General features: G+C 50.4%; 22 protein-coding genes. 16 read left to right on the top strand and 6 right to left on the bottom strand.

Translation table 11 applies throughout. From position 1 onward, the window contains the following. Positions 1 to 168: 168 nt before the first annotated feature. Both DXB70_RS06105 and DXB70_RS06100 read right to left on the bottom strand, forming a co-directional pair. Positions 169 to 1236, bottom strand: a complete 1068-nt coding sequence (locus tag DXB70_RS06105) for a HAMP domain-containing sensor histidine kinase (RefSeq protein WP_118672881.1) — start codon at positions 1234 to 1236, stop codon at positions 169 to 171. Continuing rightward, positions 1233 to 1910 (bottom strand): response regulator transcription factor, encoded by a 678-nt coding sequence (locus DXB70_RS06100; RefSeq protein WP_022360261.1) that lies wholly within the window; start codon positions 1908 to 1910, stop codon positions 1233 to 1235. The genes DXB70_RS06105 and DXB70_RS06100 overlap by 4 nt, the downstream gene beginning before the upstream one ends. Positions 1911 to 2117: 207 nt before the next feature. Here DXB70_RS06100 and DXB70_RS06095 point away from each other — a divergent pair, with 207 nt between their 5' ends. The 12 genes from DXB70_RS06095 to DXB70_RS06040 all read left to right on the top strand — a co-directional run bounded on the left by DXB70_RS06095 (position 2118) and on the right by DXB70_RS06040 (position 17487). Beyond that, the gene (locus DXB70_RS06095) at positions 2118 to 3410 is read left to right on the top strand and encodes an efflux RND transporter periplasmic adaptor subunit (protein WP_243099912.1); all 1293 of its coding nucleotides are present in this window, start codon (positions 2118 to 2120) and stop codon (positions 3408 to 3410) included. Between the two features lie 19 nt (positions 3411 to 3429). Next, a complete protein-coding gene (locus DXB70_RS06090) occupies positions 3430 to 6438 on the top strand; it encodes an efflux RND transporter permease subunit (RefSeq protein WP_118672880.1) in 3009 nt (1002 codons plus the stop codon). 57 nt (positions 6439 to 6495) lie between these two features. Beyond that, positions 6496 to 7686, top strand: coding sequence for a TolC family protein (locus DXB70_RS06085; RefSeq protein WP_118672879.1), 1191 nt, complete (start codon positions 6496 to 6498; stop codon positions 7684 to 7686). A 14-nt stretch (positions 7687 to 7700) separates the two neighbouring features. After that, positions 7701 to 9077: a TolC family protein gene (locus tag DXB70_RS06080; protein WP_118672878.1), complete on the top strand. Its 1377-nt coding sequence runs from the start codon at positions 7701 to 7703 to the stop codon at positions 9075 to 9077. Positions 9078 to 9342: 265 nt separating this feature from the next. Further along, positions 9343 to 10485 (top strand): nicotinate-nucleotide--dimethylbenzimidazole phosphoribosyltransferase, encoded by a 1143-nt coding sequence (gene cobT / locus DXB70_RS06075; protein WP_118672877.1) that lies wholly within the window; start codon positions 9343 to 9345, stop codon positions 10483 to 10485. Between the two features lie 87 nt (positions 10486 to 10572). After that, entirely contained in the window at positions 10573 to 11214 is a 642-nt protein-coding gene (locus DXB70_RS06070) for a bifunctional adenosylcobinamide kinase/adenosylcobinamide-phosphate guanylyltransferase (RefSeq protein ID WP_118672876.1), read from the top strand. Positions 11215 to 11287: 73 nt separating this feature from the next. Continuing rightward, positions 11288 to 12073 carry an adenosylcobinamide-GDP ribazoletransferase gene (locus DXB70_RS06065; protein WP_118672875.1) on the top strand — a complete coding sequence of 262 codons (786 nt, stop codon included), beginning with the start codon at positions 11288 to 11290 and terminating at the stop codon, positions 12071 to 12073. Positions 12074 to 12088: 15 nt separating this feature from the next. Further along, entirely contained in the window at positions 12089 to 12547 is a 459-nt protein-coding gene (locus DXB70_RS06060) for a bifunctional adenosylcobinamide kinase/adenosylcobinamide-phosphate guanylyltransferase (RefSeq protein WP_022360251.1), read from the top strand. Between the two features lie 23 nt (positions 12548 to 12570). Beyond that, positions 12571 to 13587, top strand: a complete 1017-nt coding sequence (gene cbiB, locus DXB70_RS06055; protein WP_243099911.1) for an adenosylcobinamide-phosphate synthase CbiB — start codon at positions 12571 to 12573, stop codon at positions 13585 to 13587. 156 nt (positions 13588 to 13743) lie between these two features. Then, positions 13744 to 14931, top strand: a complete 1188-nt coding sequence (locus tag DXB70_RS06050; RefSeq protein WP_182448422.1) for an aminotransferase class I/II-fold pyridoxal phosphate-dependent enzyme — start codon at positions 13744 to 13746, stop codon at positions 14929 to 14931. Between the two features lie 290 nt (positions 14932 to 15221). After that, entirely contained in the window at positions 15222 to 16835 is a 1614-nt protein-coding gene (locus DXB70_RS06045; RefSeq protein WP_118672873.1) for a cobyric acid synthase, read from the top strand. Positions 16836 to 16851: 16 nt separating this feature from the next. Next, positions 16852 to 17487, top strand: coding sequence for a precorrin-8X methylmutase (locus DXB70_RS06040; protein ID WP_107000405.1), 636 nt, complete (start codon positions 16852 to 16854; stop codon positions 17485 to 17487). An 82-nt stretch (positions 17488 to 17569) separates the two neighbouring features. On the opposite strand, the gene DXB70_RS06035 is transcribed toward DXB70_RS06040, so the two are convergent. Beyond that, complete coding sequence (locus DXB70_RS06035) at positions 17570 to 17821, bottom strand: hypothetical protein (protein ID WP_022359551.1); 252 nt, start codon at positions 17819 to 17821, stop codon at positions 17570 to 17572. A gap of 216 nt (positions 17822 to 18037) precedes the next feature. Here DXB70_RS06035 and DXB70_RS06030 point away from each other — a divergent pair, with 216 nt between their 5' ends. Further along, positions 18038 to 19204: an alanyl-tRNA editing protein gene (locus tag DXB70_RS06030; RefSeq protein WP_118672872.1), complete on the top strand. Its 1167-nt coding sequence runs from the start codon at positions 18038 to 18040 to the stop codon at positions 19202 to 19204. Positions 19205 to 19405: 201 nt separating this feature from the next. Here the strand turns inward: DXB70_RS06030 and DXB70_RS06025 are convergent, their stop codons facing one another. Then, positions 19406 to 19642, bottom strand: coding sequence for a hypothetical protein (locus tag DXB70_RS06025; protein WP_022359553.1), 237 nt, complete (start codon positions 19640 to 19642; stop codon positions 19406 to 19408). Between the two features lie 185 nt (positions 19643 to 19827). After that, a complete protein-coding gene (locus DXB70_RS06020; RefSeq protein WP_022359554.1) occupies positions 19828 to 20085 on the bottom strand; it encodes a hypothetical protein in 258 nt (85 codons plus the stop codon). 494 nt (positions 20086 to 20579) lie between these two features. On the opposite strand from DXB70_RS06020, the gene DXB70_RS06015 reads away from it, so the two are divergent. After that, a complete protein-coding gene (locus DXB70_RS06015) occupies positions 20580 to 21062 on the top strand; it encodes a bifunctional precorrin-2 dehydrogenase/sirohydrochlorin ferrochelatase (protein WP_117795481.1) in 483 nt (160 codons plus the stop codon). A 25-nt stretch (positions 21063 to 21087) separates the two neighbouring features. Beyond that, entirely contained in the window at positions 21088 to 23514 is a 2427-nt protein-coding gene (gene hemC, locus DXB70_RS06010) for a hydroxymethylbilane synthase (RefSeq protein WP_243099910.1), read from the top strand. 108 nt (positions 23515 to 23622) lie between these two features. On the opposite strand, the gene DXB70_RS06005 is transcribed toward hemC, so the two are convergent. Continuing rightward, complete coding sequence (locus DXB70_RS06005) at positions 23623 to 24477, bottom strand: PHP domain-containing protein (protein ID WP_118628470.1); 855 nt, start codon at positions 24475 to 24477, stop codon at positions 23623 to 23625. Between the two features lie 331 nt (positions 24478 to 24808). Between DXB70_RS06005 and DXB70_RS06000 the strand changes: the two genes are divergently transcribed. Continuing rightward, entirely contained in the window at positions 24809 to 26611 is a 1803-nt protein-coding gene (locus tag DXB70_RS06000) for a VanW family protein (protein WP_182432114.1), read from the top strand. Positions 26612 to 26846 lie beyond the last annotated feature (235 nt).

Here is a 26846-nt window from a genome sequence, read left to right as displayed (position 1 = left end):
CAGACATTTCAGAGAGGTATCATTCTATGAAGCGTTTATTTGGTTTAGTCCTTTTTTCAATGGGATTTGGCATGACCCTGGTGCTCATTTTCCCAAAGAATTTTCTATGGGTCAGCATCGCCATTTCTCTGATGATTGTCGGGTACAATATGTTTTGCCGATGAGATTCTATGCTTTTTCAAGTGGCAGAATCACTGTAAAGCAGCTACCCTCGTCCACCTGGCTGGATACCTCGATGGTTCCGTGCATCAGGTCGATGATCCGTTTCGTGATGGAAAGCCCCAGCCCGTTGCCCTTTTCATTGGGATCGGAGTTCTTGCTGTAAAATTTTTCAAAGATCCGTTTTATCGTGGCATCATCCATGCCGACACCTGTATCGCGGATGGAGACACGCACCTTATCGCCTGTGATAACGAGTTTGGCAGAAAGCATACCGCCAGCCGGGGTGAATTTGATGGCATTTTGCAGGAGATTGATCCAGACCTGCTGCAGCATCTCACAGTTGCCGTAAAATTTGCACGCTGTCAAATCAATGTCGAGATTCAGATGCTTTTTCTCCCAGAGCGGTTCCAACAGAAGAATCGTCTGCCGGATTTGTTCGTCGAGGCTGAACGTCGTGCGACCGGTCACGATCTCCTGCTTTTCCAGGCGGGAAAGCAGAAGAATGTTGCCGGTCATCGTGGTGAGCTGGCGCGTGCTGTCGATGATGATGCGCGTGTATTCATTCCGGTCCGCCTCTGAGAGCGATGGATCCTGCAGCAATGTCGCATAGCCCTCGATGGCGGCGAGCGGTGTCTTGAACTCATGGGAAACCGTGGTCACGAAATCATTTCGCAGCGATTCGATGCTGTTTAACTCCTGCACCATACGGTTAAAATTGTCGGTTAGTTCACAGATCGCCTGCAAAGACTTCGAATTTGGCACATGAACAGAAAAGTCTCCGTCTGCTACCTGCTTAGCGGCAAGGCTTATGGAACCGATGGGGCAGAGAATTTTCGACCAGAGGAACAGCGACAGCGCGATACTGAATGCAAGGCTGCTCAAAAATGACATCAGACTCGGAAAATTTGGACCGAAAATCCGAAAAACTTCGTGTTTATCTGTTCCGCTTGTGAGCAGCGAGACAAAATATCCGGTCAGCATCGGCATCAACGAGGACACCAGGAAGAAAAAGACCAGGAGGGTCAGCCAGTAGAGCGGAATCTGGAAATATTTGGTAAAGTTCTTGTTGATCATGCTTCTGTTTTCACCGCCTTATAGCCGAGACCCCGCACGGTCATGATGATAAAATCATCGCAGTTTTTAAACCGTTCGCGCAGCCGGTTGACATGCACATCGACCGTCCGTTCGTCGGTTGTCGAGTCAAGCCCCCAGATTTCGTCCATGAGTTGCTGCCTCGTGAAAATCTTATTTGGATAAGAAAGTAATTTATATAGAAGATAAAATTCTTTCTGCGGCAGAAGTGTCTCCTGCCCGTTGACCGTGACCGTCAGTGCATCGTAGTCGAGAATCGTATTTTGGCAGACAATCCGATGCTCCGTCGCGATCTTGGCGCGTTTGAGCAGGGCGCCAACCCGCAGAACCATCTCATTGACATCGATCGGCTTCACCATGTAGTCATCCGTGCCTGCCTGAAAGCCGCGCTGCTTGTCTTCGAAGCGCTCTTTGGCGGTGATAATCAGGATCGGCATCGTAAATCCACTCGTCCGCAGGTGATCAATCAGTTCATATCCGTCCATTCCGGACATCATAATATCCGAAATAATGAGATCTACATATTCAGAATCTAAAAGAGATAATGCTTTTTCGCCGCTTTCTGCCGGAAGCGCCAGATAACCATTGTTGGTGAGTACCGTGCAGAACAGGGAACGCAGTTTCGCATCATCTTCTACCACGAGAATGTGAAACATATCCGTAAAACCTCCCTATAATTCAATTAAAAAGATGTAATATCATAAGTACTCATAGTATACCACATAAGTTTAAACTGATTGTGAACGGTGCAACACATTTTTTTCACGGTTCGTTTACATTCAGTTTATATGTAGTTGAAACTCGTTTAAAAATGGGATGTTATACTAGGGACAATCAGGAAAAACCAGAAAGGAATATGCGAAATGAGTAAACTATCTTCTCTGATGGAAGCGGCAAAGCAGAATAAAAAGAAAACAGCCATCATCGCGGTGGTGGTGGTGTTCGTACTTGCGGCGCTTTTTATGCGTTTCAAGGGTGGCAGCAAAGGAGGTTTCGGCGGCGGTCCGGGCGGTCCAGGCGGTATGCAGGACACGCAGATGGACAATGTGGCGACGGTTGCGGCTGAGAATCCAAAGAGCGGAACGATCGAGCGGACAACCAGCACATCCGGTACTGTCGAGGCATCGGACGTTGTCTATGTCTATGCGAAGGCATCTGGCGATGTGACGGGTGTCAACGTCAGCGTCGGTGATATGGTGACAGCGGGTCAGCTTCTCTGTACGATCAATACCGAACAGGTTGAGACGGCGAAAAATGCGATGGACTCCGCCTCTGTTAACCTGACCGAGGCACAGAGCAATTTAAGCCGTATGCAGCTTCTTTATCAGGGAGGAGATATTTCTGATCAGGAATGGGAGCAGTATCAGAACCAGGCGAAGACGGCACAGTTAAATTATGAATCGGCAAAATTAAACTACGATCGCCAGGTGGAATACAGTTCTGTGACCGCACCGATCTCCGGCAAGATTGAGACGATGGATATTGATGTATATGATCATGTCAACCAGCAGGCGCAGCTCTGCGTTATCTCCGGTGAGGGAGATAAAAGGGTATCGTTCTACGTATCCGAGCGTGTTATGAGCAACTTAAACCAGGGCGACGCGATGACGATTGTAAAAGATGGAACGACTTATGATGGTGTGATTACCGATGTCAGCAGCATGGCGGACGAGAGCAACGGTCTGTTTAAGATAAAGGCAGAGCTGCCGGAGGCGAACAGCCTTTCAACGGGAAGTACTGTCAAGGTAACAGTAACTTCTGAGCGTGCAGAGAATGTCATGACTGTGCCGGTAGATGCGATCTACTATGATAACGGCGTTGGAAATGTCTATGTTTACCAGGACGGAACGGTACATAAAGTGGAAGTCGAAGTGGGGCTTTATAATACAGAGCTGGCGGAGATCAAGTCGGGGCTGACGGCAGATGATCTCGTCATCAGTACATGGAGTTCCCAGCTTTATGAGGGTTCAACTGTTAACTTAAAGGGTGAAGAAACAGATGCGGCAGCAGCGGATGAAGCTGGAAACCAGAAAGCCGATGCCCCGGCAGGCTCTGAAAATGGACAGAAAGCGGGCGCTCCGGCAGATGGCGGAAACGATCAGCCTTCGGGTGGTGCAGGTGCTCCGAACGATGCAAAAAATGAACAGAAACAGTAGGACAGGAGGAATGTAAGACATGGGAGTAACGAAATATATCCTGAAACATCCGGTTACTACTGTCATGGCTCTGTTGTGTCTGGTTGTATTCGGCATTTCATCGGTCTTTTCGGCAAAGCTGGAGCAGATGCCGGATATGGAGACGCCGATGCTGATTATCATGGCAAATTATTCAGGCGCAGGACCGGAGGATATCAGCGAGCTGGTAACCGAACCGATCGAGGAGGCGATCGGCACGATGGAAGGCGTGGACACGATTTCCTCCACATCGAGCGATGGACGTTCGATGATCATGCTTCAGTACGATTACGGCACCGATATGGATGAGGCGTATGACAACTTAAAGCAGAAACTGGACAATATCCAGCGGGCGCTGCCGGATGATGTGGAACCGAGCGTTATGTCGATGAACTCCAATCAAGGAGACAGCATGATGCTTTCGATTGCACATAAAACGCAGACAAACCTCTACGATTATGTGGATCAGAAGATAGTACCTGAATTAGAGCGAATTTCTTCAATTGCAAACATTGAGACGCGAGGCGGTTCTTCTAAGTACGTCAGCATTGAATTACAGTCTGAAAAAATGGATCAGTACAATCTGACCATGCAGGATGTTGCGAGTGCGATCAGCGATGCGAACGTGGCATCCCCGTCGGGTGAGGCAGATGCCGGAAACCTGGAGCTTTCCGTTACTACCTCCTTAAAAACAGAACAGGTAAATGAGCTGCAGGATATTCCAATCAAGACGCCGGCAGGACAGATTATTTCTCTGTCGGATGTGGCAAATGTGTATGAGGCAACGAAAGACCGGGGCGGCATTTCCCGTTACAACGGTCAGGAGACGATCTCCGTTTCGATTCAGAAGCAGCAGGACAGCACAGATATGGAAGTGTCCTCGGCTGTAAAAGAGAAAATTGAAGAATTGATGGCAGATGATTCGGATCTGACGATCACGGTTGCAAATGATACATCTGACACGATTCTTGATTCCTTAAAAGACGTAGCAGAGACAATGGTTCTGGCGGTTATCATCTCCATGCTCATCATTTTTCTGTTCTTTGGCGATTATAAGGCGTCCTTGATCGTCGGAAGTTCCATTCCGACTTCGATTTTGATGTCCTTGATTGCGATCACGATGGCAGGATTTTCGTTGAACGTTATCACGATGAGTGCGCTGGTACTCGGCGTCGGCATGATGGTCGATAACTCGATCGTTGTACTGGAGAGCTGTTTCCGTGCAACGGCGGAGCAGGAAGACAAGGGGGCGCTTGGCTATTTTTCAGCAGCGCTTCACGGAACCGGCATTGTCATCAATTCGATCATCGGTTCGACGATCACGACCTGTGTCGTATTCCTGCCGCTGGCATTCTTAAACGGTATGACCGGACAGATGTTCAAACCGCTGGGATTCACGATCGTATTCTGTATGTCGGCGTCCCTGCTTTCTGCGATGACGGTGGTTCCGCTGTGTTATCTGTTCTATAAACCGAGCGAGGCGAAGCGCGCCCTGATGGGACGTCCGATTGAACGTTTACAGAAATGGTACCGCGGCATCATGGACCGTCTGTTAAACCACAAGGCGATGGTTATGGGATTTTCGGTTCTGGTACTTGTACTGACGGTAATTCTGGCGAGCGGAATGCAGACGGAGCTGATGACATCGGATGATACCGGTACGGTCAGTGTCAGCATTGAGACGCGTCCGGGTCTGAAACAGGAAAAGATCGAGGAGGCGCTGGCAGAAGCGGAGGCGATTGTTTCCGCGAGCGACCAGGTTGATTCGTACATGCTGCGTTACAACGGAGACAGCGGCGAGATCAGTGCCTATCTGAAAGATGACCGTACCATGAAAACAGACGATGTAGCCGATCAGTGGCAGAAAGAGATGGATAACATTGCAAACTGTACGATCGACGTATCGGCATCGACTTCCATGAGCTTCATGGGAAGACAGCGCGGCTATGAAGTGATTCTTCACGGCACGCAGTATGATGAATTAAAAGAAGTTAGTGATAAGATTGTCAAGGAAATGACAGCAAGAACGGATGTCATCAACATCCATTCCAGTATTGAGAATAATGCACCGATCATTACCCTGAAGGTTGATCCAGTTATGGCAAAGGCGTATGGACTTACGGCTTCCAGCATCGGAACGACGATCAACCAGATGTTGAGTGGTATCGACGCGACGACACTTAAAATTGACGGCGAGGACATTACGGTAACGGTTGAGTATCCGGAGGGCGAGTACGAGACAGTTGATAACATAAAAGATATTATTTTGACGGGAACAAACGGACAGAAGGTGGCGCTGACCGATGTGGCAAATGTCGTATTTGAGGATAGCCCGGCTTCGATTTCCAGAACCGACGGTGCATATGAGATCACAATCTCTGCTGATTACACCGGTGATAATGTACAGCAGCAAATCAACAGTGAGGTAATTACTCCGAACTTAAGCGGTACAATCAGCATTGGGCAGAACAGCCGTGACCGTATGATGAAGAGTGAGTTCAGCTCCCTGTACCGCGCGATTGCGATTGCAGTCTTCCTGGTATTCGTTGTCATGGCGGCACAGTTTGAGTCTGTGAAGTTTTCCATCATGGTTATGACGACCATTCCGTTCAGTTTGGTTGGTTCCTTCGGATTACTGAAGCTGACCGGCGTCAGCATCAGTATGACGTCCCTGCTTGGCTTCCTGATTCTGGTCGGAACTGTTGTAAATAACGGTATTCTCTACGTGGATACGGTCAACCAGTATCGCTCCACGATGGATCTGCGGACAGCGCTCATCGAGGCAGGTGCGACCCGTATCCGACCGATTCTGATGACAAGTATGACAACCATCCTCGCGATGATCCCGATGGCACTGGCAATCGGAAGCAGCGGTTCCACAACACAGGGTCTGGCGATCGTAGATATCGGCGGTCTGAGCGCAGGTGTGATTGTCGCGCTCTTCATGGTCCCAGTATATTACGCATTACTGAGCCGGAAACCAAAGGAAGAGATACCGGACATAGATTAATTGGAAACAGAATAGGATAATTGTTAAAATCAGATATATCGGAATGGAGTGACATACATGAATCGAAATAAAAAAATATGTCTGAAGCATCGGATTGCGGCCGGTGCAGCAGCCTGCTCACTGGGGCTTTTTCTGGTGGCAGGTGCGCCGGTCCAGGTGTTGGCAGCCAGCCCGCAATTTGCATATTCCACAGAAAAATGGGCTTCGCTGCAGGATGATAAGCTCGAGTTTGATGAGATTGCTGACTTGATCCATGAGTACAACAGCACGGTGGAGAAGAACCGGATCGAGTACAAGGATTATCAGGGCAAGAACAGCAATGAGATCGCGCAGGAATATTATGACGCGGCAGATGAGATCGAGAGCAGCATCGAGTACCCGGATTCAGACGATGCGAACTATGGTTCCGCACTGGCAGCAGCACAGAGAAGCGAGGCTTCCGCGACCCAGATGCGCGAGCAGGGCGATAATAACGTCGATGATGCGAATGTTAAGGCGTGGGGGTATACGCAGACCGAGAAATCGTTGGTACAGCAGGCGCAGAACCTGATGATCCAGTACTGGAATGCCCAGGAAAACTTAAAGAGTGTGCAGAACCAGGTGTCCAAGGCAGAAAAAGACTATGAGACGGCAAACTTAAAGCTTTCATCCGGAAGCGCGACCCAGACGGATGTGCTGGATGCCAAGGAGGCTCTTTTAAAGGCGCAGGCGTCTATCATGACGGCGGAAAGCAGTATTGCATCGACGAAGGAATCCCTGTGTCAGATGCTTGGATGGAAATACGGCGCATCAGTAGAAATCTGTGCATTACCGGATCCGCAGGAACAGATGAGTGCATCGATCAACCTCGAAGAGGACATTGCGAAAGCGCAGGAAAATAATTATCAGTTAAAGATTCTGGCACGTCAGGTCAACAACGCGATGACAAGCACCCTTAAAGAGCAGTACCAGACAACTCTGACCAGCGGGAAGGAGGCAGTCAAGTCGAATGTCCAGTCGGTTTATCAGAATCTGAAGCTGTCTGAGGCACAGTATGAACAGGCAAAACGCAGCCTTGAATTAGAAGAAAAGACGAAACAGACCAACGACCGCAAGCTGGCAGCCGGACTTATCAGCCAGAACGCATACCAGAGCGCAACCTATTCCTATGAATCGGCATCCGTGGCAAAGGAGACGGCAGCGATGTCGCTTCTCCAGGCGCAGCTCGCCTACCAGTGGGCGGTGGACGGCCTGGCATCCACGCAGTAGAAAGGGGTAGGCGGATGATGCGAAATCTGAAAGGAAAATGGATGAACGCGGAAGCTGGGACAGAGCAAAAGATGCGCAAGGGGCAAGAAAGAGACCGAAGCGGTGCAAGTGCTTTGGATGTGCATCTGGACGGTCATAATGTGAAACGAATCGGAAAAAGCAGATTGAGTCGTTCGATCGGAATTGCCCTGGCGGCTTGTATTCTTGTATCGAGCCCGGCGCAGGCGGCGAAAACGCCTTTGATTTCCGGCACTGAAAGTGATTCAGACAGCGAGGCAGATGGTCCGGCGCTGGAAGATGGCACCATAACCGAAAACAGCGCAGACAACACGATCGCCAGCCAGTCCGGCTCCTATACGGAGGAAGAGCTCGCGGATTCTGTGATAGAGTACGGGGAACTGGAGGCGCTGGTGCGGCGCGGCAATGGAACGGCTGTCAGCGCCGATTACAGTTATCAGGACAGCCTTGCCGTCTACCAGGAAGCCTACGATGCGATGATTTCCGGTGCCCGGGATATGAACTATAAAGCAGATGAGCTCGAAGATGCGGGCGGAGATGAGGCACTGATCGGCACCTATGAGCGAAATGCACAAACGCTGTCGATGGCAGCGAAGCAGTATAAAAAGTCCCTCACTTCCTTAAATTCGGCGTCAAGCCGTGCGTCCAGAAACCGGACGGTCTGGCAGGTCGTAAAGACCGCACAGATCCAGTGGGGCACCTGCCGGCAGCTTCAGGACGAGGTGGAGGCGGCTGCCAAGACGGCAGAGAACTATCAGGCGCAGGTGGATCGCAAAGAGCGGGAACTGGCAGCGGGGCTTTGCACGGAGACGGATCTGTTGCAAGCTCAGAAAAACCTGCTAAGCGCCCAGACAGCATTACAATCCACGACCGATCAGGCAAATAAGGCGCTGCGCCAGCTTGCCATTTTACTTGGAAAGAGCGGAACTTCTATTACGCTGGGGGAAATTCCAGCCGTATCGGCAACGGAACTGGTTTCTATGAATCTGGATGCGGACCGCGCGGCAGCTGTCATTGCAAGTTCCAGTGTCAAATCAGCCAGACGATCCTCCGCAACCGGAGATGCAGCGCGCAAGCTGCGCCACCAGCAGATCGAGGAAGCCGAGAGCGCCGCAAGCGCCTCAGCGGATGAGCAGTACGCTGAGATAGCGGCATTAAGCCTAGAACGCGACGCGGCGCAGGCAGCCTGCCAGTCTGCCGAAAAAACATACGGCGCCACCCAGATTAAGTATCAGTCCGGTGCGATTAATAAAGCAACGTATTTACAGGGTGAGGCGTCTTATCTGCAGAAAAAAGCAGAACTAGAGACTGCCGAGATTTCCCTGCGGACGGCGTATGATGCGTATGAGTGGATGTTGAAAGGGGTTGCGTGAGGATTAAGTGATTGCGTTTCCTAAGATCGTATGTTTTGTATGGATACGTGAAATGGAATTTTATAAGATGGGTTTGAAAAAGGATGTGCCAAGGCACATTCTTTTTCATGCTTTCGGTGTGAGAACAAATTTGTATTTGCGTATTGTTCCGGTCAATGGTACAATCATAGGCGGAATTTTGAACCGGTAAACGATAGACTGAAAGGGTACGCCCGTTCACGGACCCATGGAAAAGGGCGGAAACGAAAACGGGAGGAACATATAGATGCAGCAGGAGAATATGAAGACATTGGAATCCCTGGAAGATTTTCGGCATTTTTCGGAAAAAGAGCTGGAAATACGGTTTGACCAGCTTAAGAAACAGATTGTACCAGCGGACAAGACAATCCGGGAGCAGGCAGAAAAGCATTGGGGGCATGTGGCAAAACCGCTTGGCAGTCTGGGAGTCCTGGAGGAAGATATTGTGCGGGCGGCGGCAGCGCAGGGGGAGGAAGTGCCAGACTTCTCCAAGCGTGCGCTTTTAATTTTTTGCGCAGATAATGGGGTAGTCGAAGAAGGAGTATCACAGACCGGGCAGGAGGTTACGGCGGCAGTTGTTTCGAATATGACACGCGGGAGGAGCTGTTCCTGCCTGATGGCAGAAAAGGCAGAGACAGATGTGTTTCCGATCGATATGGGAATTGCCTGTGAGGTAGAACATCGGGGAGAACTTCATCCCCTAACGGAACGGAAAATCCGCCGTGGAACTTCCAATTTTACAAAAGCAGCAGCGATGACGCGCCAGGAGGTGTTGACAGCCATTTTGACGGGAATCGATGCAGTGCGTGTGCTGAAGGAGCAGGGGTACCGCTTGTCTGCAGTGGGTGAAATGGGGATCGGCAATACGACGACCAGCAGTGCGGTCGCATCGGTTCTGCTGCAAAAGGATCCAGAACTTGTCACTGGAGCTGGGGCGGGTTTAGATTCGGCTGGATTGAAACGGAAAACGGAGGCAATCCGGCGTGGAATCGGACTGCATCACCCGGATCCCATGGATGGCATGGAGGTATTGCAAAAGGTAGGCGGATTCGATCTGGCGGCGATGGCAGGTGCTTTTTTGGGCGGAGCCATCTATCATGTTCCGGTTGTGATTGACGGGGTTATCGCGGCAGCTGCGGCGGCAGCTGCTGGAAGAATTGCACCGGCAGCGACGGACTATATGCTGGCAGCCCATGTATCGGCGGAACCGGCGTCTATCTGGCTGCTTGATTTGATAGGAGTAACTCCGGCTATCCAGGCGGGACTTCGACTCGGAGAAGGTACAGGGGCGCTGGCGCTGTTTCCACTGCTGGATATGGCGCTGTCCATTTACCGGGATATGGATACGTTTGCGGAGATGGAAATAGAGGAATATAAGCCGCTGGTGTGATGAGATATACGGATTAAAACATTTTTTGCGTATGTTTTTAAAGCATGGAAACTGCTGCAATTCGGTGAAAAAGAGGATAAATGAACGATGTTATATATAGTTACAGGCGGCAGTGGCAGCGGCAAGTCCGAATATGCCGAACAGACTGCCGTGCAGTGCCGGAACAGGAACGGTGGGACACTCTGGTATCTGGCGACGATGCGGATTTGGGATGATGAAGGCAGAAAACGGGTGGAGCGCCATCGGCGGATGCGCGCGGCAAAAGGGTTTGAGACGATTGAGCGGTATACGGGGTTAGAAACATTAGAATTAGAGGAGAGATTCGAAGAGTCCAATTCGGCTGGTTTGGACGCTGAACAGGAAAATGATAGTTTGAAGCGCTGGGAGTCCTGCCGAGTGGCACAAAAACCAGTGCTTCTCCTTGAATGTATGTCCAACCTTGTCCTCAATGAATTTTATGCTCAGGAAAATGGTGCGCAAGAGCGGATTCTGCAAGGAATAAAACACTTGCAAAACCAGTGCCATGACCTTATCATTGTAACGAATGAGATCTTTTCGGACGGTGTGACGTATGATCTGGAATCGGAGCGGTACATAGAGCTTCTGGGACGGATCAACCGGGAACTGGGACAGATGGCGGATTCGGTGACGGAAGTGGTGTATGGAATTCCGCTTGCGGTGTCAACACCTGTTTTTGCAGCCGATGAAAGGACAAAAGATGTAGGGTAGTCAGTGAGTGGAACAGAGTGGAATGCCTGCTAAAGTTATGGTTGCCAGAATAGAGTCAGGGGGGGATCGAAGATTGAATCTGATAGGAAGTTTTGTCATTGCATTTTCCATGTATTCACGCATTCCGATGCCGCGCATGGACTGGACGGAAGAGCGGATGCGCTATGCGCTTTGTTTTTTTCCGCTGATCGGGGCGGTGATCGGGGCGGTAGAGATAGCCACGTTTGCGCTCTGTGAAGTTTTGGGCGCTGGCGTTCTGTTCCGGACCTGCCTGTTGACGGCGGTTCCACTATTGATTACTGGTGGAATCCATATGGACGGGTATCTCGATGTGACGGATGCGCGCCATTCCTACGGCGAGCGGGAAAAAAAGCTGGCGATTTTAAAAGATCCCCATACGGGGGCGTTTGCGATCATCGGTCTGGGGCTGTACCTGCTTCTCTATGCGGGGGCAGTTTCTGAGCTTGTGGGAGCCGATGTGTGGCTGCTGCCGGGGGCGCTTATGCTGGAACGCGCCTGCAGCGGCTATTCGGTGGTGGCATTTCCAAAGGCGAAAAAGGACGGGCTTGCCGCTGAATTTTCCAGAAGTGCCGAGACAAAGGTTGTTCGCGAGAGTATGGCAGTTTTAGCAGTGTTGGCGATCAGCTGGATGATTTACTGGGGACATCTGCGCGGCGCTCTGGCAGCCTTAACAGTACTTGCGACTTTCGTTTGTTATTATCGTTTTTCCATGCGGGAATTTGGCGGCATCAACGGCGATCTGGCAGGGCATTTTCTGCAGAGCTGCGAGCGGAATGTGGTGCTGGTGCTGGCGGCGATGCGGCTGGCAGGTACGTGCCTGCGGTTTTTGAATTTTTAAGCGAGGAAAAGCAGAATGATTTTTATAATTGGTGGCAGGGAACAAGGAAAGACAGCGTATGCGATGAAATTGTGGGAAAAACGTACTTTGGAACGGAGGAAAACAAAAGACTTATCCACCGTTCTGAATCGATCGAAAAATCCAGAAGCGTGTAGAGTTACGGCACGCATCGCGGATGGGAGATTAGAAACGGACGAACAGACGATCGTGCAGGCGGATCTGATCACGCATTTTGAACTGTTTGTGAGGCGTGAGATGGAAGCCGGGCGCGATCCATACGTGTTTGCAGAACGCCTGATGCAGGAAAATCCGGATGCATTCGTGACGGCGGATGAAATCGGCTGCGGCATTGTGCCGATGGAAGCATTTGAGCGCGATTATCGGGAGACAGACGGGCGCATTTGCCAGCGGATTGCCGCATATTCGGAGGAAGTGCACCGGGTTATCTGCGGTCTGGGAATGCGGATCAAATAAAAGAATAGTTGGGAGTAGACAAAATGACAGCAATCAGTAAAGTATTGACAGGAATGATAGAAGGCAGAATGGTCGGATATCACTTAGCTGCGATTCTGGCAGGTTATCTTCTGGATCTGTGCCTGGGTGATCCGCATTCGATGCCGCATCCGGTCCGGGCGATCGGAAATCTGATTGTGTGGCTGGAAAAATATTTGCGTCCAGCTGGAAAAAAGCATGCAACGGAACGGGGGGAACGCCGCGCGGGTGTTCTTTTTGTGTGTCTGGTGCTGCTTGTGACAGGCAGTGTGGCAGGCGCAATCCTCTGGATTTCCCGTCTGGGCGGCATCTGGATTCAGACAATAGTCGAGGCGGTCATGACTTACTATCTGCTGGCGGCGCGCTCCCTGCGGGATGAGAGCATGGCGGTCTGCCGGAAGCTGGAGGCGGGAGAGATCGAGGGAGCCCGCTATGCAGTGTCGATGATTGTCGGGCGCGATACGAAACCTCTTTCAGAGGCGGGGATCGCACGGGCGGCAGTTGAGACGGTAGCGGAAAATGCGTCGGATGGAGTGATTGCGCCTTTGTTTTATCTGGCGATCGGAGGTCCGCTTCTTGGCTGGCTGTACAAGGCAGTCAACACGATGGATTCGATGGTCGGATATAAAAATGACAGGTATCTGCATTTTGGACGCGCGGCAGCAAAACTGGACGATCTGGTAAACCTGATTCCGTCGCGCCTGGCAGCGCTTTTATTGATAGTATCTGCATACCTTTTACGATATGACGGAAAGAATGCTTACCGTATCTGGCGGCGTGATCGCCGGAACCACAAAAGCCCCAATTCCGCGCAGACCGAGTCGGCATGCGCCGGCGCGCTGGGCTTGCGACTGGCGGGCGATGCCTGGTATTTCGGCAAGTTAGTTCCGAAGCCATATATCGGTGATGAGATACACCCGATTGAACCGCAGGACATCCGCCGTGTCAACCGCCTGATGTATGGAGCGGCGGGAATCATGGGACTTCTGGCACTGGTGATGCGGGCTGTGATTTTGTTTTGATAAGGGAATTTTAACAAAGAAGAATATAAAAAAGTCAAAAAATCCAAATAATGAAGCAATCAAACAGATAAAAATATCAAAAACAGAATGAACGAAGGAAAGAGTAACCAGATAAAGAATACACAAAAAAGAGGGAACAACAGGGAGGAAGCATCTATGCCATACACGCACGGCGGCGATATTTACGGTGATGCAGCCGTAGAGTTAGATTTTTCAGTCAATACAAATCGTCTTGGAATGCCGCAGGCTGTCCGTGATGCTGTGATAGCATCGTCGGCTGCTTGGGAACAATATCCGGATGCTTTATGCCGGAAGCTGCGGCGTGCAGCGGCTGCTTTTTATGAGGCAGACGGCACGCCGATTCCGAAGGACTGGCTCGTGTTTGGAAACGGTGCTTCGGATATTTTATATGCAGTTGTCTCAGCGATTCGGCCCAAACAGGCGATTTTGCTGGCACCGGGATTTTCGGAGTATGAGCAGGCGCTTCGGATGTGCGGCTGCGAGATCCGGTGGCTTCATTTAAAGGATGAAAATGGATTTTCCCTGGAGAGTGCGAGGGAAGAATTGTATGCCATGCTTTGCGATGGCTCCGGGGATGCATCGAAGATAGATTCGGTCCCAACTTTATCCTCTAAACATGAAAACGTCTGGGAAAAAATTTTGATTCTCGGAAATCCCAATAACCCGACAGGGCGCGCTATTTCAGCCACCGAACTGGAAAGGTTGGCACAGGTCTGCCGGGAAACACATACCTGGCTTATGCTGGACGAGTGTTTTCAGTGGTTTTTGGATACACGGAGAGAATGTTCGTTTGTTGGAAATTTGTTAAATGGTGTTGGAGATCACGTTATCCTCTTAAATGCCTTGACCAAAATCTGCTCAATGGCAGGCCTTCGCCTGGGCTATGGCATCATCCCCAATGCCGGACTCCGGGAACGCCTCGAGAAGTTCCGCCAGCCGTGGAGTGTCTCGGCTCCGGCACAGGCGGGCGGGGTGGCGGCATTTGTGGTACTGGCGGATCATTCAGAAGGAAATCTGCTGGAATGGACGGTTAAATCTTTGCAGACGGAACGTCCGCGGCTGGCGGAAAAACTGGAAGAACTGGGATTTATCGTTTATCCGTCCCAGACAAATTATCTGTTGTTCCGTTCGCCGGATGAGGATTCGCGCGATTACAAACAGGGGTGTTTAGAGCATGGCATTTTGATTCGCGCCTGTGAGAATTTTGAAGGGCTGAGCCGTCATTATTACCGGGTGGCGGTGCGGAACCGGGGAGAAAATGAAAGGTTGATAAATATTTTGAAAGAGGTACAATCTGAAGAAAAACACAATGTGAATTTGTAATATAAAACGAACCCGTAACTGTTCAGTAGGTCTGCGCATTTACTGCGCTGACCGTACGAAAACATGGGCCAGCAGGCAAAAATCCCATTGCCGTAGGCAATTTTTAATGGATTTTTGCGCGTGACTGTGAAGGTACTGAACAGTTACACGAACCCATAAAATAGCCTCTGTCATTTGAAAGGACAAATGGCAGAAAAATAATTTCGGTTAAGCACAAAATAGCTTCTAAATTAAATAGCTTTGAGCAACCATTATTTGGTAAGACACTCAAAAATAAGGAGGATTTCACCGTGGCAAAAGCAATCATGATACAGGGAACGATGTCCAATGCGGGAAAAAGCCTGCTGGCGGCGGGACTCTGCCGGATTTTCAAGCAGGACGGCTATCGCGTGGCGCCGTTTAAATCGCAGAATATGGCGCTGAACTCCTATATTACCAGCGAGGGATTGGAAATGGGACGCGCACAGGTAGTGCAGGCGCAGGCGGCGGGCTGTGATCCATCGGTGGACATGAATCCGATTCTCTTAAAGCCATCCAGCGATGTCGGTTCTCAGGTGATCGTGCGCGGTGTTCCGATCGGCACAATGCCCGCGAAGGAATATTTCAAGTATAAAAAGCAGCTAATCCCGGAAATCAAGAAAGCGTTTCAGCACTTGTCCGAACAGTACGATATCATCGTGATCGAGGGCGCCGGCAGCCCGGCGGAGATCAACTTAAAATCGGATGATATCGTGAACATGGGAATGGCGCGCATGGCGGGTGCGCCAGTACTGCTTGCCGGGGACATCGACCGGGGCGGCGTGTTTGCACAGCTCTATGGAACGGTAGCGCTTCTGGAACCGGATGAACAGGCGATGGTAAAGGGGCTTATCATCAACAAATTCCGCGGCGATAAGACGATCCTGGATCCAGGTGTTGAGATGATCGAGAAATTATGCAAGATTCCGGTGGTCGGCGTCGTTCCGTACATGGATGTGGATATCGAGGACGAGGATAGCTTAAGCAGCCGCCTTTCATCCACAGGGCGGAATAATACCCTTAAACAGGAAAACGAGTCATCTGAAAAACATGTAGAGGCATGGATCGACATTGCAGCCATCCGCTTTCCGCGTTTATCCAATTTCACTGACCTGAACGTCTTTGACCCGCTCCCCGGCGTTTCGGTGCGTTATGTGAGCCGCCTGTCTGAGCTGGGACGACCGGATCTGATTGTTCTTCCGGGAACGAAGAATACCATCGAGGATCTGCTCTGGATGCGGCAGAATGGTCTGGAAGCGGCAGTTTTAAAGAAAGCAGCCGGAGGAACGCCGATCTGGGGCATCTGCGGCGGCTATCAGATGATGGGACAGACGCTGTCAGATCAGGAAGGAACCGAGGCGGGTGTGCCTGGGCGTGAGATCTCCGGTATGGGACTTCTGCCGTTACAGACACAGTTTCAGGAAGAAAAGACCAGGACGCAGGTCAAGGGATGTTTCGGGACGGTCAGCGGTATCTTTTCCGGGCTTTCGGGGATGGAGGCGGAAGGGTATGAAATACATATGGGAGAGACATCATCTGTCGGCGGTGATATTGTTAAGAACGTGATCAAGGAGCAGGAAAAAGCCGTAAATCATAGTTTATTGAAACTCAGGGAAGAACAGGCGGGAAACCACACTGAAAAACAGGATGGCTGCTGCCGGGACAACCTTTACGGCACTTACGTCCACGGCATTTTTGACAAGGCAGAGGTGGCGGAGACGATTGTCTGTGCGCTGATGAAAGAAAAAGGAATGGAGCCGGAAGTCGGCGGATTATCGTTTGATTATGAGAAATACCGGGAAGAGCAGTACAACCGGCTGGCAGACACGATGCGGAAGTACTTGGATATGGAAGCAATTTACCGGATTCTGGAAGAGGGAGTGTAGATAGATGGATGAGAAAATGAAAGAACTCAGTCAGGTATTGCCGTCGGAGATCGAGGCGAGAAGTTTTGAGATTATCACCGAGGAGCTGGGGGAACGGACATTTCCGGAGAAAGAAGCACCAATTGTGAAACGCGTGATTCACACGACAGCCGACTTTGAGTACGCAGATTCGCTTGTATTTTCACCGGGCGCAGTCGATAAGGCGTTGGAAGCCCTGAAAAATGGGGCGTGCATCGTGACTGATACGAATATGGGAAAATCCGGCATCAACAAGCGCGCGCTTGCGTCGCTGGGCGGCGAGGTCTACTGTTTTATGGCGGACGAGGATGTCGCGAAGAAAGCGGCAGCGTCCGGGACTACCCGTGCGGTTGCCAGCATGGACAAGGCGGCAGAAATGGGAAAAGACTGTATTTTTGCAGTTGGGAATGCACCGACCGCGCTGGTGCGTCTGTACGAGTTGATTCAGGAGGGAAAAATCCACCCGAAGCTCATCATCGGCGTGCCGGTCGGCTTTGTCAATGTCGTGCCGTCCAAGGAATTGATTATATCCTTGCCGGACACTCCTTATATTGTGGCAAGAGGCAGAAAGGGCGGCAGCAATGTAGCCGCCGCGATCTGCAATGCATTGATTTATCAGTTGACGCGCAAATAAGATGTGATGGTGTTAAATCTGCGGTATTAAAATGTACATGGATGCATTCTCAAAAGATATGCTGGATATGGGCGGATGTTTATCAGCAGCCAAAGCCACCGCCGCCACAGCAGCAGCACAGAAGCAGGATCCAGATCAGGCAGTCGCAGTTGTTGCCGCCGCATCCGTGATCAAAGCATCCGCCGCCACATCCGCCGCAGCACAGCAGAATCAGAATCAGGAAGAGACAGTTGTTGTTGCCGAAACCGCCGCATCCACAGCCACAATTACAGCCGCAGCTTCCTCCGTTGTTATCACATCCGCAACCGCAGTTGGTAGCCGCTAAATCACTCATGGTTATGTCCTCCGAGATTTTCTATACACTTCATCATATGAGGGGCAGCTTGCCACAGTTTCCATAAATCAGGAAAATTAGGACGGAAATATTTTACTATAAATTTTTTGTTGAAATAATCGAGATAACCGAGATAACCGGGCGGATCGACATGGATGTTTATCCATAACGATTTGTCACAGAACATTGTACAACGAAATGAAAAGAGGAATGAAAATGGAACCGTTATATTATCAGACACCGTATGTAAAAGAATTTGATGCCATCGTCACCGCCTGCCGTCCGGCAAAGCACGGATTTGAGGTGGAACTTTCCCAGACCGGATTTTATCCGGAGGGCGGCGGACAGCCGTCGGACACCGGACGGATCGGGGAAGTGCACGTGACACATGTGGAGGAGAAACATGGCGTGGTTGTTCATGAGACGGACGCGCCGCTGGAGGTGGGAAGCACCGTTCACGCGGCCATCGACTGGGAACAGCGTTTTTCCAACATGCAGCAACATACGGGAGAACATATCATATCGGGGCTGATTCATGCCGCATACGGATATGATAATGTCGGATTTCATATGGGACACGATGAAGTGACGGTCGATCTGAATGGTCCGCTTAACTGGGAACAGTTAAAGGAAATCGAGAAGAAGGCAAATGCGGTTGTCTGGGCGAATCTTCCGGTACAGGTGACATATCCGGGTGAGGAGGAATTGAAAACCATCGATTACCGCAGCAAGAAAGAGCTGACCGGTCAGGTTCGCATCGTAGAGATTCCGGGGGCGGATATCTGTGCCTGCTGCGGCACACACGTGGATTACACGGGAGAGATCGGCGTGATCAAGGTGCTTTCCCTGATGAATTACAAGGGCGGCGTGCGTTTCTCCATGCTCTGTGGTGACCGTGCGCTGGAGAATTTTGAGGCGAAGACGGAGCAGATGCAGACGATCTCTAACCTGCTTTCTGCAAAACCGGAGAAAGCGGCGGAGGCGGTCAGCCATCTGAAAGAGGAGAGCGGGCGCAAGGACGGTGAGATCAACCGCCTCTGGCAGCGCATTCTCACCATGCAGGCAGACGTCTATCCGCAGGGTCAGAAAGCGCTGGCTGTATTTGAGCAGGGCATGACGCCAGTTCTGGTGCGTCAGTTTGCAAATCTGCTATTGGAGCAGGAAAAAGGAGAGACCGTGCTGGTGTGCTCTGGCGATGACGCGTCAGGTTATAACTACACAGCCGGAAGCCTCGGCCGTGATATGCGTGCATTCGGAAAAGAATTAAACGCCCGTCTGCAGGGACGCGGCGGCGGGAGCACCCAGATGGTGCAGGGAACATTCCGGGCGTCGCGGGAAGAAATTGAAACAGTCTTTCAAGAGCTGGCGCGGATAGAGGCGTAGCTGTTTAGAAGGTTTGCGTGTTTACTGCGTGAAGTATGAGAAACGGTTTGACTTAGATTCATAAAACGGAAAAAAGCTTCCTGTGCAGCAGAGCCAATCTGCCATGCAGCCAGGAAGCTTTTTTATACAGTTTCTATCGTATCATTCAAACATTTTTTATACAACGGCAAGGTACATACCGTGTACACCTCAGAAGAGAGCTTACTCCCCCTGATACATAAATTTAATCAGTCGGTCTAAGTCCTCTTTCTCATAAGCAACCAGCTCCAGCTCTTTGATATAGCCATTGGAAAAAATATTTGCCATCGACAGATACTGGGACAGCTTGGATTTCAGGTTGATGCGGTCGCCCTCCGGGGAAACCAGCTCGACGGTTCCTTTGCAGGAATCAATTACTTTAAAAAATGTGTTTACATCGGAAATATTCTGGATTTTCATATTTAGCCCTCCTTCATGGATTGGCACACAACCCTGTGTGCAGTTTATAATTTCGTCAATCTTTTAACAATGATAATTATAACAGACCTCTATAAAGGGTGCAATGCTCACATTTTCCAAAAAAATCCTTAAAAAAATATCCCTGTATGTCAAAAATACAGGGATGTCCAAGAAAAGATTGTCTATTAATTGTCAAAATCAATATGAAATGTGTCGTTATTTGCGGTAATATGAACATAGGAGAGATTGAAGGACTCATCCAGAATGTCTACCTTGTATTCAAATACGACGCCATTGTCTTTTTTGGAGAGAAACAGATAGGTTCCATTTTCTTTTTCCTCCATCTGATCGCAGATGTCGTTGTAGATATCCTCGCCGTTTACCTCGCCCGGATAGCCGGAAGCTTTGATCTTGTCTTCGATTGCTTTGTAAAATTCTTCCATCGTTGTAACTCCTTTATTGGTAGTAGTCAATCTTTTTATACTCATTGTATTGAATTTAAATGTGTTATAAGTATACAAAATCTGCACCGTTCTGGCAAGACAAAACAAGGATTACTTTTTACGTATACGGGTATTAATAAAAGAGGGTTACTGTACACGCATACGTAAAAAGTAACGGAATTTGCCGTGGCTTCGCATTTCAATACGGCAAATTCCTGCTGCCACCACGTTTTCTTACGGCACTTTCGGTTTCAAAAGTGCCTACCCGTGAACAGAAACAAAAGAGGTTCTAAAATGAAAAATAGGTCTGCCTCATGCTTGATTTATAAAACGTGAAACCTTATAATAATACGGAAATACGGTTTTGAAGAGATGAACTCAATTCCGGCGGTATAGAAACAAACGAAGTAACTGTTCAGTAGGTCTGCGGATTTATTGCGCGTGACTGTGAAGGCACTGAACAGTTACCAAACGAAAATAGTGGGAGAAGAGAAATGTCCTATTTTCCGATTTTTATAGATATGACAGATCGGCAGGTGCTGGTTGTGGGAGCTGGAAGTGTGGCATCGAGGCGGGTCGGCGTGCTGGAAAAATTTGGCGCAGCAATCACGGTGATTGCACCGAACACTTCGGAAGAGATACGGAAGCTGGCGGATTCACGGAAAATCCGTCTGATTGAACAAACCTATGAGGAAGTTCGAGATACGATCTGGCAGGAAAAAAACTTTTTTATGGCGCTGGCAGCGACCGGGCAGACGGGGACGGATGCACGGATCAAGGAGGATGCGTCGAGCCATTCCGTCTGGTTTAATATGGCTTCCGATAAAAGTCAGTCAGAGTTTTATTTCCCGGCGATCGCCCAGGGCAGAGAACTGACAGCCGGATTGATTTCTGGCGGAGCGGATCCGGGATTGACGCATCGTGTGGCAAAAGAAGTACGCCGCGTGCTGGCGGAGGCAGAGGTAGAAGATACTTAATATATTTTATAGAGGAGATTAAAAATTGACAGATAAAAATAGGATCCGCGTAGGCAGCCGCGACAGCGCGCTGGCAGTTGTTCAGTCAAAGATGGCGATCGCAGCGATGCAGAATGTCTGTCCGGAGACAGGATTTGAATTGATCACGATGAAAACGACGGGAGACAAGGTGCTTGACCGTCCACTTGATGCGGTTGGCGGCAGGGGATTGTTTGTAAAAGAGCTGGATCAGGCGCTTTATGAAGGGCGGTGCGAGCTGACAGTTCATTCCTTAAAAGATATGCCGCTCTGTCCGCCGGAGGAGCTGCCGGTGCTGGCGCTTTTAGAGCGCGAAGATTGCCGCGATGTGCTGGTTCTGCGTGAAGGCTTATCCGAGCTTCCGGCGCACCCGGTAATCGGAACTTCCAGCCGCCGCCGCGTCCTACAGGGGCAGAGATTATTCCCGGATGCAGAATTTAAGGGGATCCGAGGCAACCTGAACACGCGTTTGCGAAAGCTCGATTCTGGCGAATATGATGCGCTGATTCTGGCAGCGGCGGGGCTGATTCGTCTGGGATTTGCAGATCGCATCAGCCGTTATTTTTCCATGGAGGAAATGATCCCGTCAGCAGGACAGGGCATTCTGGCAATCCAGGGACGGCGTGACCGGGAGATCCCTTTTGTGAAAATGGTTCACTCTGAGGAGTCTGCGGTTTTAACCAGGGCAGAACAGGGCTTTGTCGCCACGCTTGGAGGCGGATGTTCGTCGCCGACGGCAGCTTCGGCGGTGCTTGAAAATGGAAAAATCAAGCTGAGAGGTCTTTATTATAAGGAAGAAACGGGAGAAGTCCGTATTGGTTCCATTGAGGGGGAGGCAGAGAAAGCAGCGGAGCTTGGAAGAAAATTGGCGGAACAGTTATCGGGAAAGCCTGCACTGTCTCCGCTGGGGAAAGTCTACCTTATCGGCTCGGGTCCTGGCGATTCAGGGCTTTTTACCCTGCGCGGCAGAGAACTTCTGGAGCAGGCGGATGCCGTCGTCTACGACGCTTTGGCAGGCGACGCGGTACTGGGCTGGATTCCGGAGCACACGCGGAAAATTGACGTTGGTAAACGGAGTGGACGCCATTCGAAGAAGCAGGAAGAAATCTTAGAAATTTTATTAGAGGAAGCGAAAAAGGGCGGAACGATCGTGCGCCTCAAGGGCGGGGATCCGTTCGTCTTTGGACGCGGCGGCGAAGAAGCTGAATTTTTAAAGAAACATCAGATCCCGTTTGAGGTGGTTCCGGGTATCAGCTCCAGCCTGGCAGTTCCGGCATATTTTGGCATCCCGGTGACGCACCGAGGATTGGCGGGATCGTTTCATGTGATTACCGGACATCGAATGGAGGGCATGCCGGCTCTGGATTTTGAGGCACTTGCTCGGGTCGGCGGCACCTTAATTTTTCTGATGAGTGTTGCGAATGCGCCGAGGATCTGTGAGGGGCTTCTGAATGCGGGAATGAAACCGGAGACGCCGGCGGCATTTCTGATGAACGGAACCCTTGCGTCCCAGAGAATGATCCGCGCAACCCTGCAGACACTTCCGGAAGAGGGTGTGCGTCAGGGCGTCAAGGCGCCTGCCATCCTTGTGATCGGGGAGGTTTGTGCGCTTGCTGATACGTGTGCATGGAGAGAAGAAAAGCCGTTGGCAGGAAAACGGATCGTGATTACCCGCCCGAAGGAGCGCAGCCAGAAGCTGGCGGAACATCTGCGCGATGCCGGAGCGGAGGTGCTGGAATTTCCGACGATTGAGTTAAAACCGGTCTGGAAAAAATCAGAAAAAGCGGATGCTGGCACAGCGGATAAAGAAAAACTGTATGAACTGGTTCGGAATCTGGAATCGTATCACTGGCTGGTGCTCACGAGTCCGGCAGGGGCGCAATATTTCTTTGCGCTTTTGAACCAGATGCAGAAAGATTTCAGGAGCCTTTCCCATCTGCGTTTTGCTGTGATCGGCGAGGGAACCGCGTCCGTCTGCCGGGAACACGGCATTTACCCAGATTATATTCCGGAGCGCTTTTATGCGGCAGATCTCGGAAAAGGGCTGGCAAAACAGGTGAAGCAGAACGAACGCGTATGCATCCTGCGCGCCAGACATGGTTCGCCGGAACTGACGCAGGCATTTGAAGCTGCCGGAATATCCTATATGGATGTGACACTTTACGATACGATCACGCCGGAGGAATCGCCGCTTGCAGCGCGCATCCGTGAACTCCTAAAAGAGGGCGCGATCGATGCGGTCACGTTTACGAGCGGATCGACGGTACAGGGATTCCTGGATATTTTACAGCCGGATAAGGAGACATTGAACGGATTTACAGCCGTCTGTATCGGAGAAAAGACAGAAAAAACCGCCAGCGCGGCGGGAATGAAAGCCGTACTGGCGGAGTCCGTCTCGGAAGAAGGGATTGAGCAGGCGCTCTATCATATGTAAACATATAAACAGACGTCTGTTCATCAGGTTCATGAAGAAGTTTTTATATAGATTGTAAATGCCTGAACATACGGAACCGATAGAAGCGTGAGCGGGTAAATCAGCATTTTAGCTGTTTTTCTGCTGTAACCGGGCTTTTATGTTGTCCAGCAGCAGTGCAGAAACCCGCAGACCGCCGTAGCCGCTTCCAAGATGGATATCTGGTTTGTTGGCACCGTGAAAATCGGAACCGCCGGTGGAGACCAGACCGAGACGCGAAGCTATTTCACGTAAATGAAGACTGTCGGATTGAGAGTGTGAGGAATAATAAATCTCGATGCCCATCATTCCGGCTTCTTTTAAATAGGAGAGAAGCTGCTCGGTCTTTTTCCAGCCAAGTTTATACTGGAGAGGATGTGCGAGCGCTGGTAAACCGCCAGCTACACGGATCAGGCGGATCGCTTCCTCCGGCTCAATCATCTGCTTCGGGCGGTAATATTTTTTGCCGTCCCCGAGGTATTTATCAAATGCCTGGCTGACCGAAGTGACACAGCCTTTTTCAAGCAGTGCGCGTGCAAAATGGGCACGGGTGATGACAGTGTGTTCATTTCCATGAATTAAATCTTCATATTTAATGGGAAATCCATCTGCCTGAAATAAAGCGAGAAGCTCTTCATTGCGCCGGTTGCGGATCTCGCGGACCTGCCGCAGTGCAGATAAAAGTTCCGGGCAGTGCGGGTTCAGATAGAGCCCCAGAATATGGATTTCTTTTCCTTCATAAGGACTGGAAAATTCGGCACCGGGAATGACAGTCAGGGAGGTGTTCTCGGCTGCCTGCATGGCTTCCGCAACGCCGTCAACTGTATCATGATCCGTCAGCGCATAGGCGGTCAGACCGCATTGGAGCGCCAGCTTTGTCACTTCGGTGGGCGTGAGTGTGCCGTCCGAAGCAGTAGAATGAACGTGTAAATCAATTAACTGCATAGATGCAGACCTCCTTCTGCTGTAAGACTACCCGCATTAGATGGAAAAGTCAAGTATGCGGCAGATACCCGTTGCAGTTTGCCAGTGTGTAAACGGGAACAAAAATGATTGTTTACATCAGATATATTTGAAAGAAGAAGCGTTATACAAAAAACAGAGCGGCTGTGGAAATTTGTACCAGGAAAAGGTTGTGGGGATCAAAAAAATTTATAAGTTAATTTAAGAATTATGTTATTTTCTTTTCCTGGAATTGTGCTATACTGTAGCAGGGATATTTTCAAATAAACACATATAATAAAATTTCATGGAAAAGACGGACAGGTGATGGAAAATGAGTGAGTACAACAGAAATTCTTCAGGAGGAAGGAATTTTGAACATAGAGGATTGGAGGGCGGAACGCTGAGTTCGTACAACAGTACCGGGCATCGTTCGTCGTCCGGAACATCCAGCCATACAAAAAGTACAGCTGCGCACACAAGCACGGGACGCCGGGATACTGCGATGAACCGGGCGGCAGCCGGTCGGAGTGGGCATACTTCCGGGCGTTATAAAAAGAAGAGAAGAAACCATCTGGATATTACACAGATCCTTTTGATCGTGATCGGTGTCCTGGCGGTTATCCTGATAGCGGCGATTGCCTCCCGCGGGTGCGGTGGGGGCAGCGCGGCAGGCGGGGCGACCGAATCGGATGCCGTACAGGAGAGTACCGTGGCAGATGGAGCGGTGACCGTCAACGGCGTCAATATTTACGGAATGACGCAGGAGGAGGCGCGCAAGGCGATCCTTGATTCATTTGACTGGAAGATGAAGGTCAAATACGAGGACAAAGAGGCCGACGTCACCAATCTGATGGCGGATAAAGTTGATCAGCTTCTCGAGGAGATCTATGCAAGTGATCTGAAACCGGGTGAGACATATGAAGTCAACACGGAAAATATGATCGAGGATGCCAAGGCAGAGGCAGCACTGATTGCCGGAAACTGGAACATGGCAGCCAAGAGCGGCGGTATCTCCGGTTACAATAAGGAAACGGGCAAGTTTGAGTTCAGCGAGGGCACCAAGGGACTTGTCATCGATCAGGACAAGCTGGCACAGGCGATGGTCGATGCGATTGACAAGAAAGAGTTTGATGCCGTTCTGACCGCAGAGACGAAGGAAGTCGCAGCGGATTCGTCGGTACAGGATAAGTACAAGACAATGTCCACCTACACAACCACGACGACCTCCAACAGCAACCGAAACGAGAATATCCGTCTGGCGGTCGCAGCGTTAAACGGAACGATTGTCAAACCAGGACAGGAATTTTCCTTTAACAATACGACCGGTGCGAGAACCGAAGAAAAAGGCTACAAGCCGGCAACCGCATACTTAAATGGCGAGGTTGTCCAGGAGCCAGGCGGCGGCGTCTGCCAGGTATCTTCGACCTTATATAACGCGGTTGTATTTGCGGGGCTTAAAAGTACGGAGCGCCACGCACACAGCTACGAGCCGTCCTACGTTACACCGGGCGAGGATGCGGCAGTCAGCTACGGCGGACCGGACTTCAAGTTCGTCAACAACTCGGAATATCCGCTGGCTATCAAGGCAAGCTTCAGCGCATCTGATCGAAAACTGACGATCGCACTGTATGGAGTTCCGATTCTGAAAGAGGGTGTCAAGATTCGTATGTCTTCTGAGAAGACAGGCGAGATTGATCCGCCGTCTGCGGTTTATACCGAGGATGGTTCCCTGCAGCCGGGTCAGGAAGTGCAGACAAAGGCAGCGACTCCGGGCAGCCGCTGGTCCACGGATCTGGTTACCTATGAGAATGATAAAGAAGTGAGTCGTGAATTTTTTCACAATAGCAGCTATCGTGGAAAGGCAGCGCAAATCAAACGTAACAGTTCCGCTACTGTAGCGACCAACGCAACGGAGACAACGGCGGCAGCAGAGAGCACCGCAGCTGAGACAAATGCAGCTAATGAGAGCACAGCGGCACATGAGACAACCACAGCGGCACCGTCCAGCCCTGACGGCGAGACAAAAGCTCCGACCACGACAGCGGCGGCATCCAACGAAGGACCACAGGAGACAACTCCAGAGCCAGAGGAAACGAACCCGGTTGTGGAAGCAAATGGACCTGGAAGCAATTAAAATCAAGGCAAAACTAAGGTGAAATATAGAAAGTGCTGTAAGATAGATTGCAAAAATGAATGATAAAAGGGCATTCAAGCGGCATTTGAATGAAAAGCACCGCTGGATGGAGAGTCTTTCTTCATCTGGCGGCGCTTTTTTTCATATTTTATGGTTTTATCGACTATCTGAAAAAACAGTAGACAGCTTTTTTGTAATTGTTCGAAAAATAATACCGGATATAAATCAAATTTAT

It is taken from the genome of Clostridium sp. OM05-5BH (assembly GCF_003481505.1).
Lineage (GTDB): Bacteria > Bacillota > Clostridia > Lachnospirales > Lachnospiraceae > Otoolea > Otoolea fessa.
Note: the sequence above shows the minus strand (reverse complement) of the source record. Positions and strands in the feature narration are given on the sequence as shown.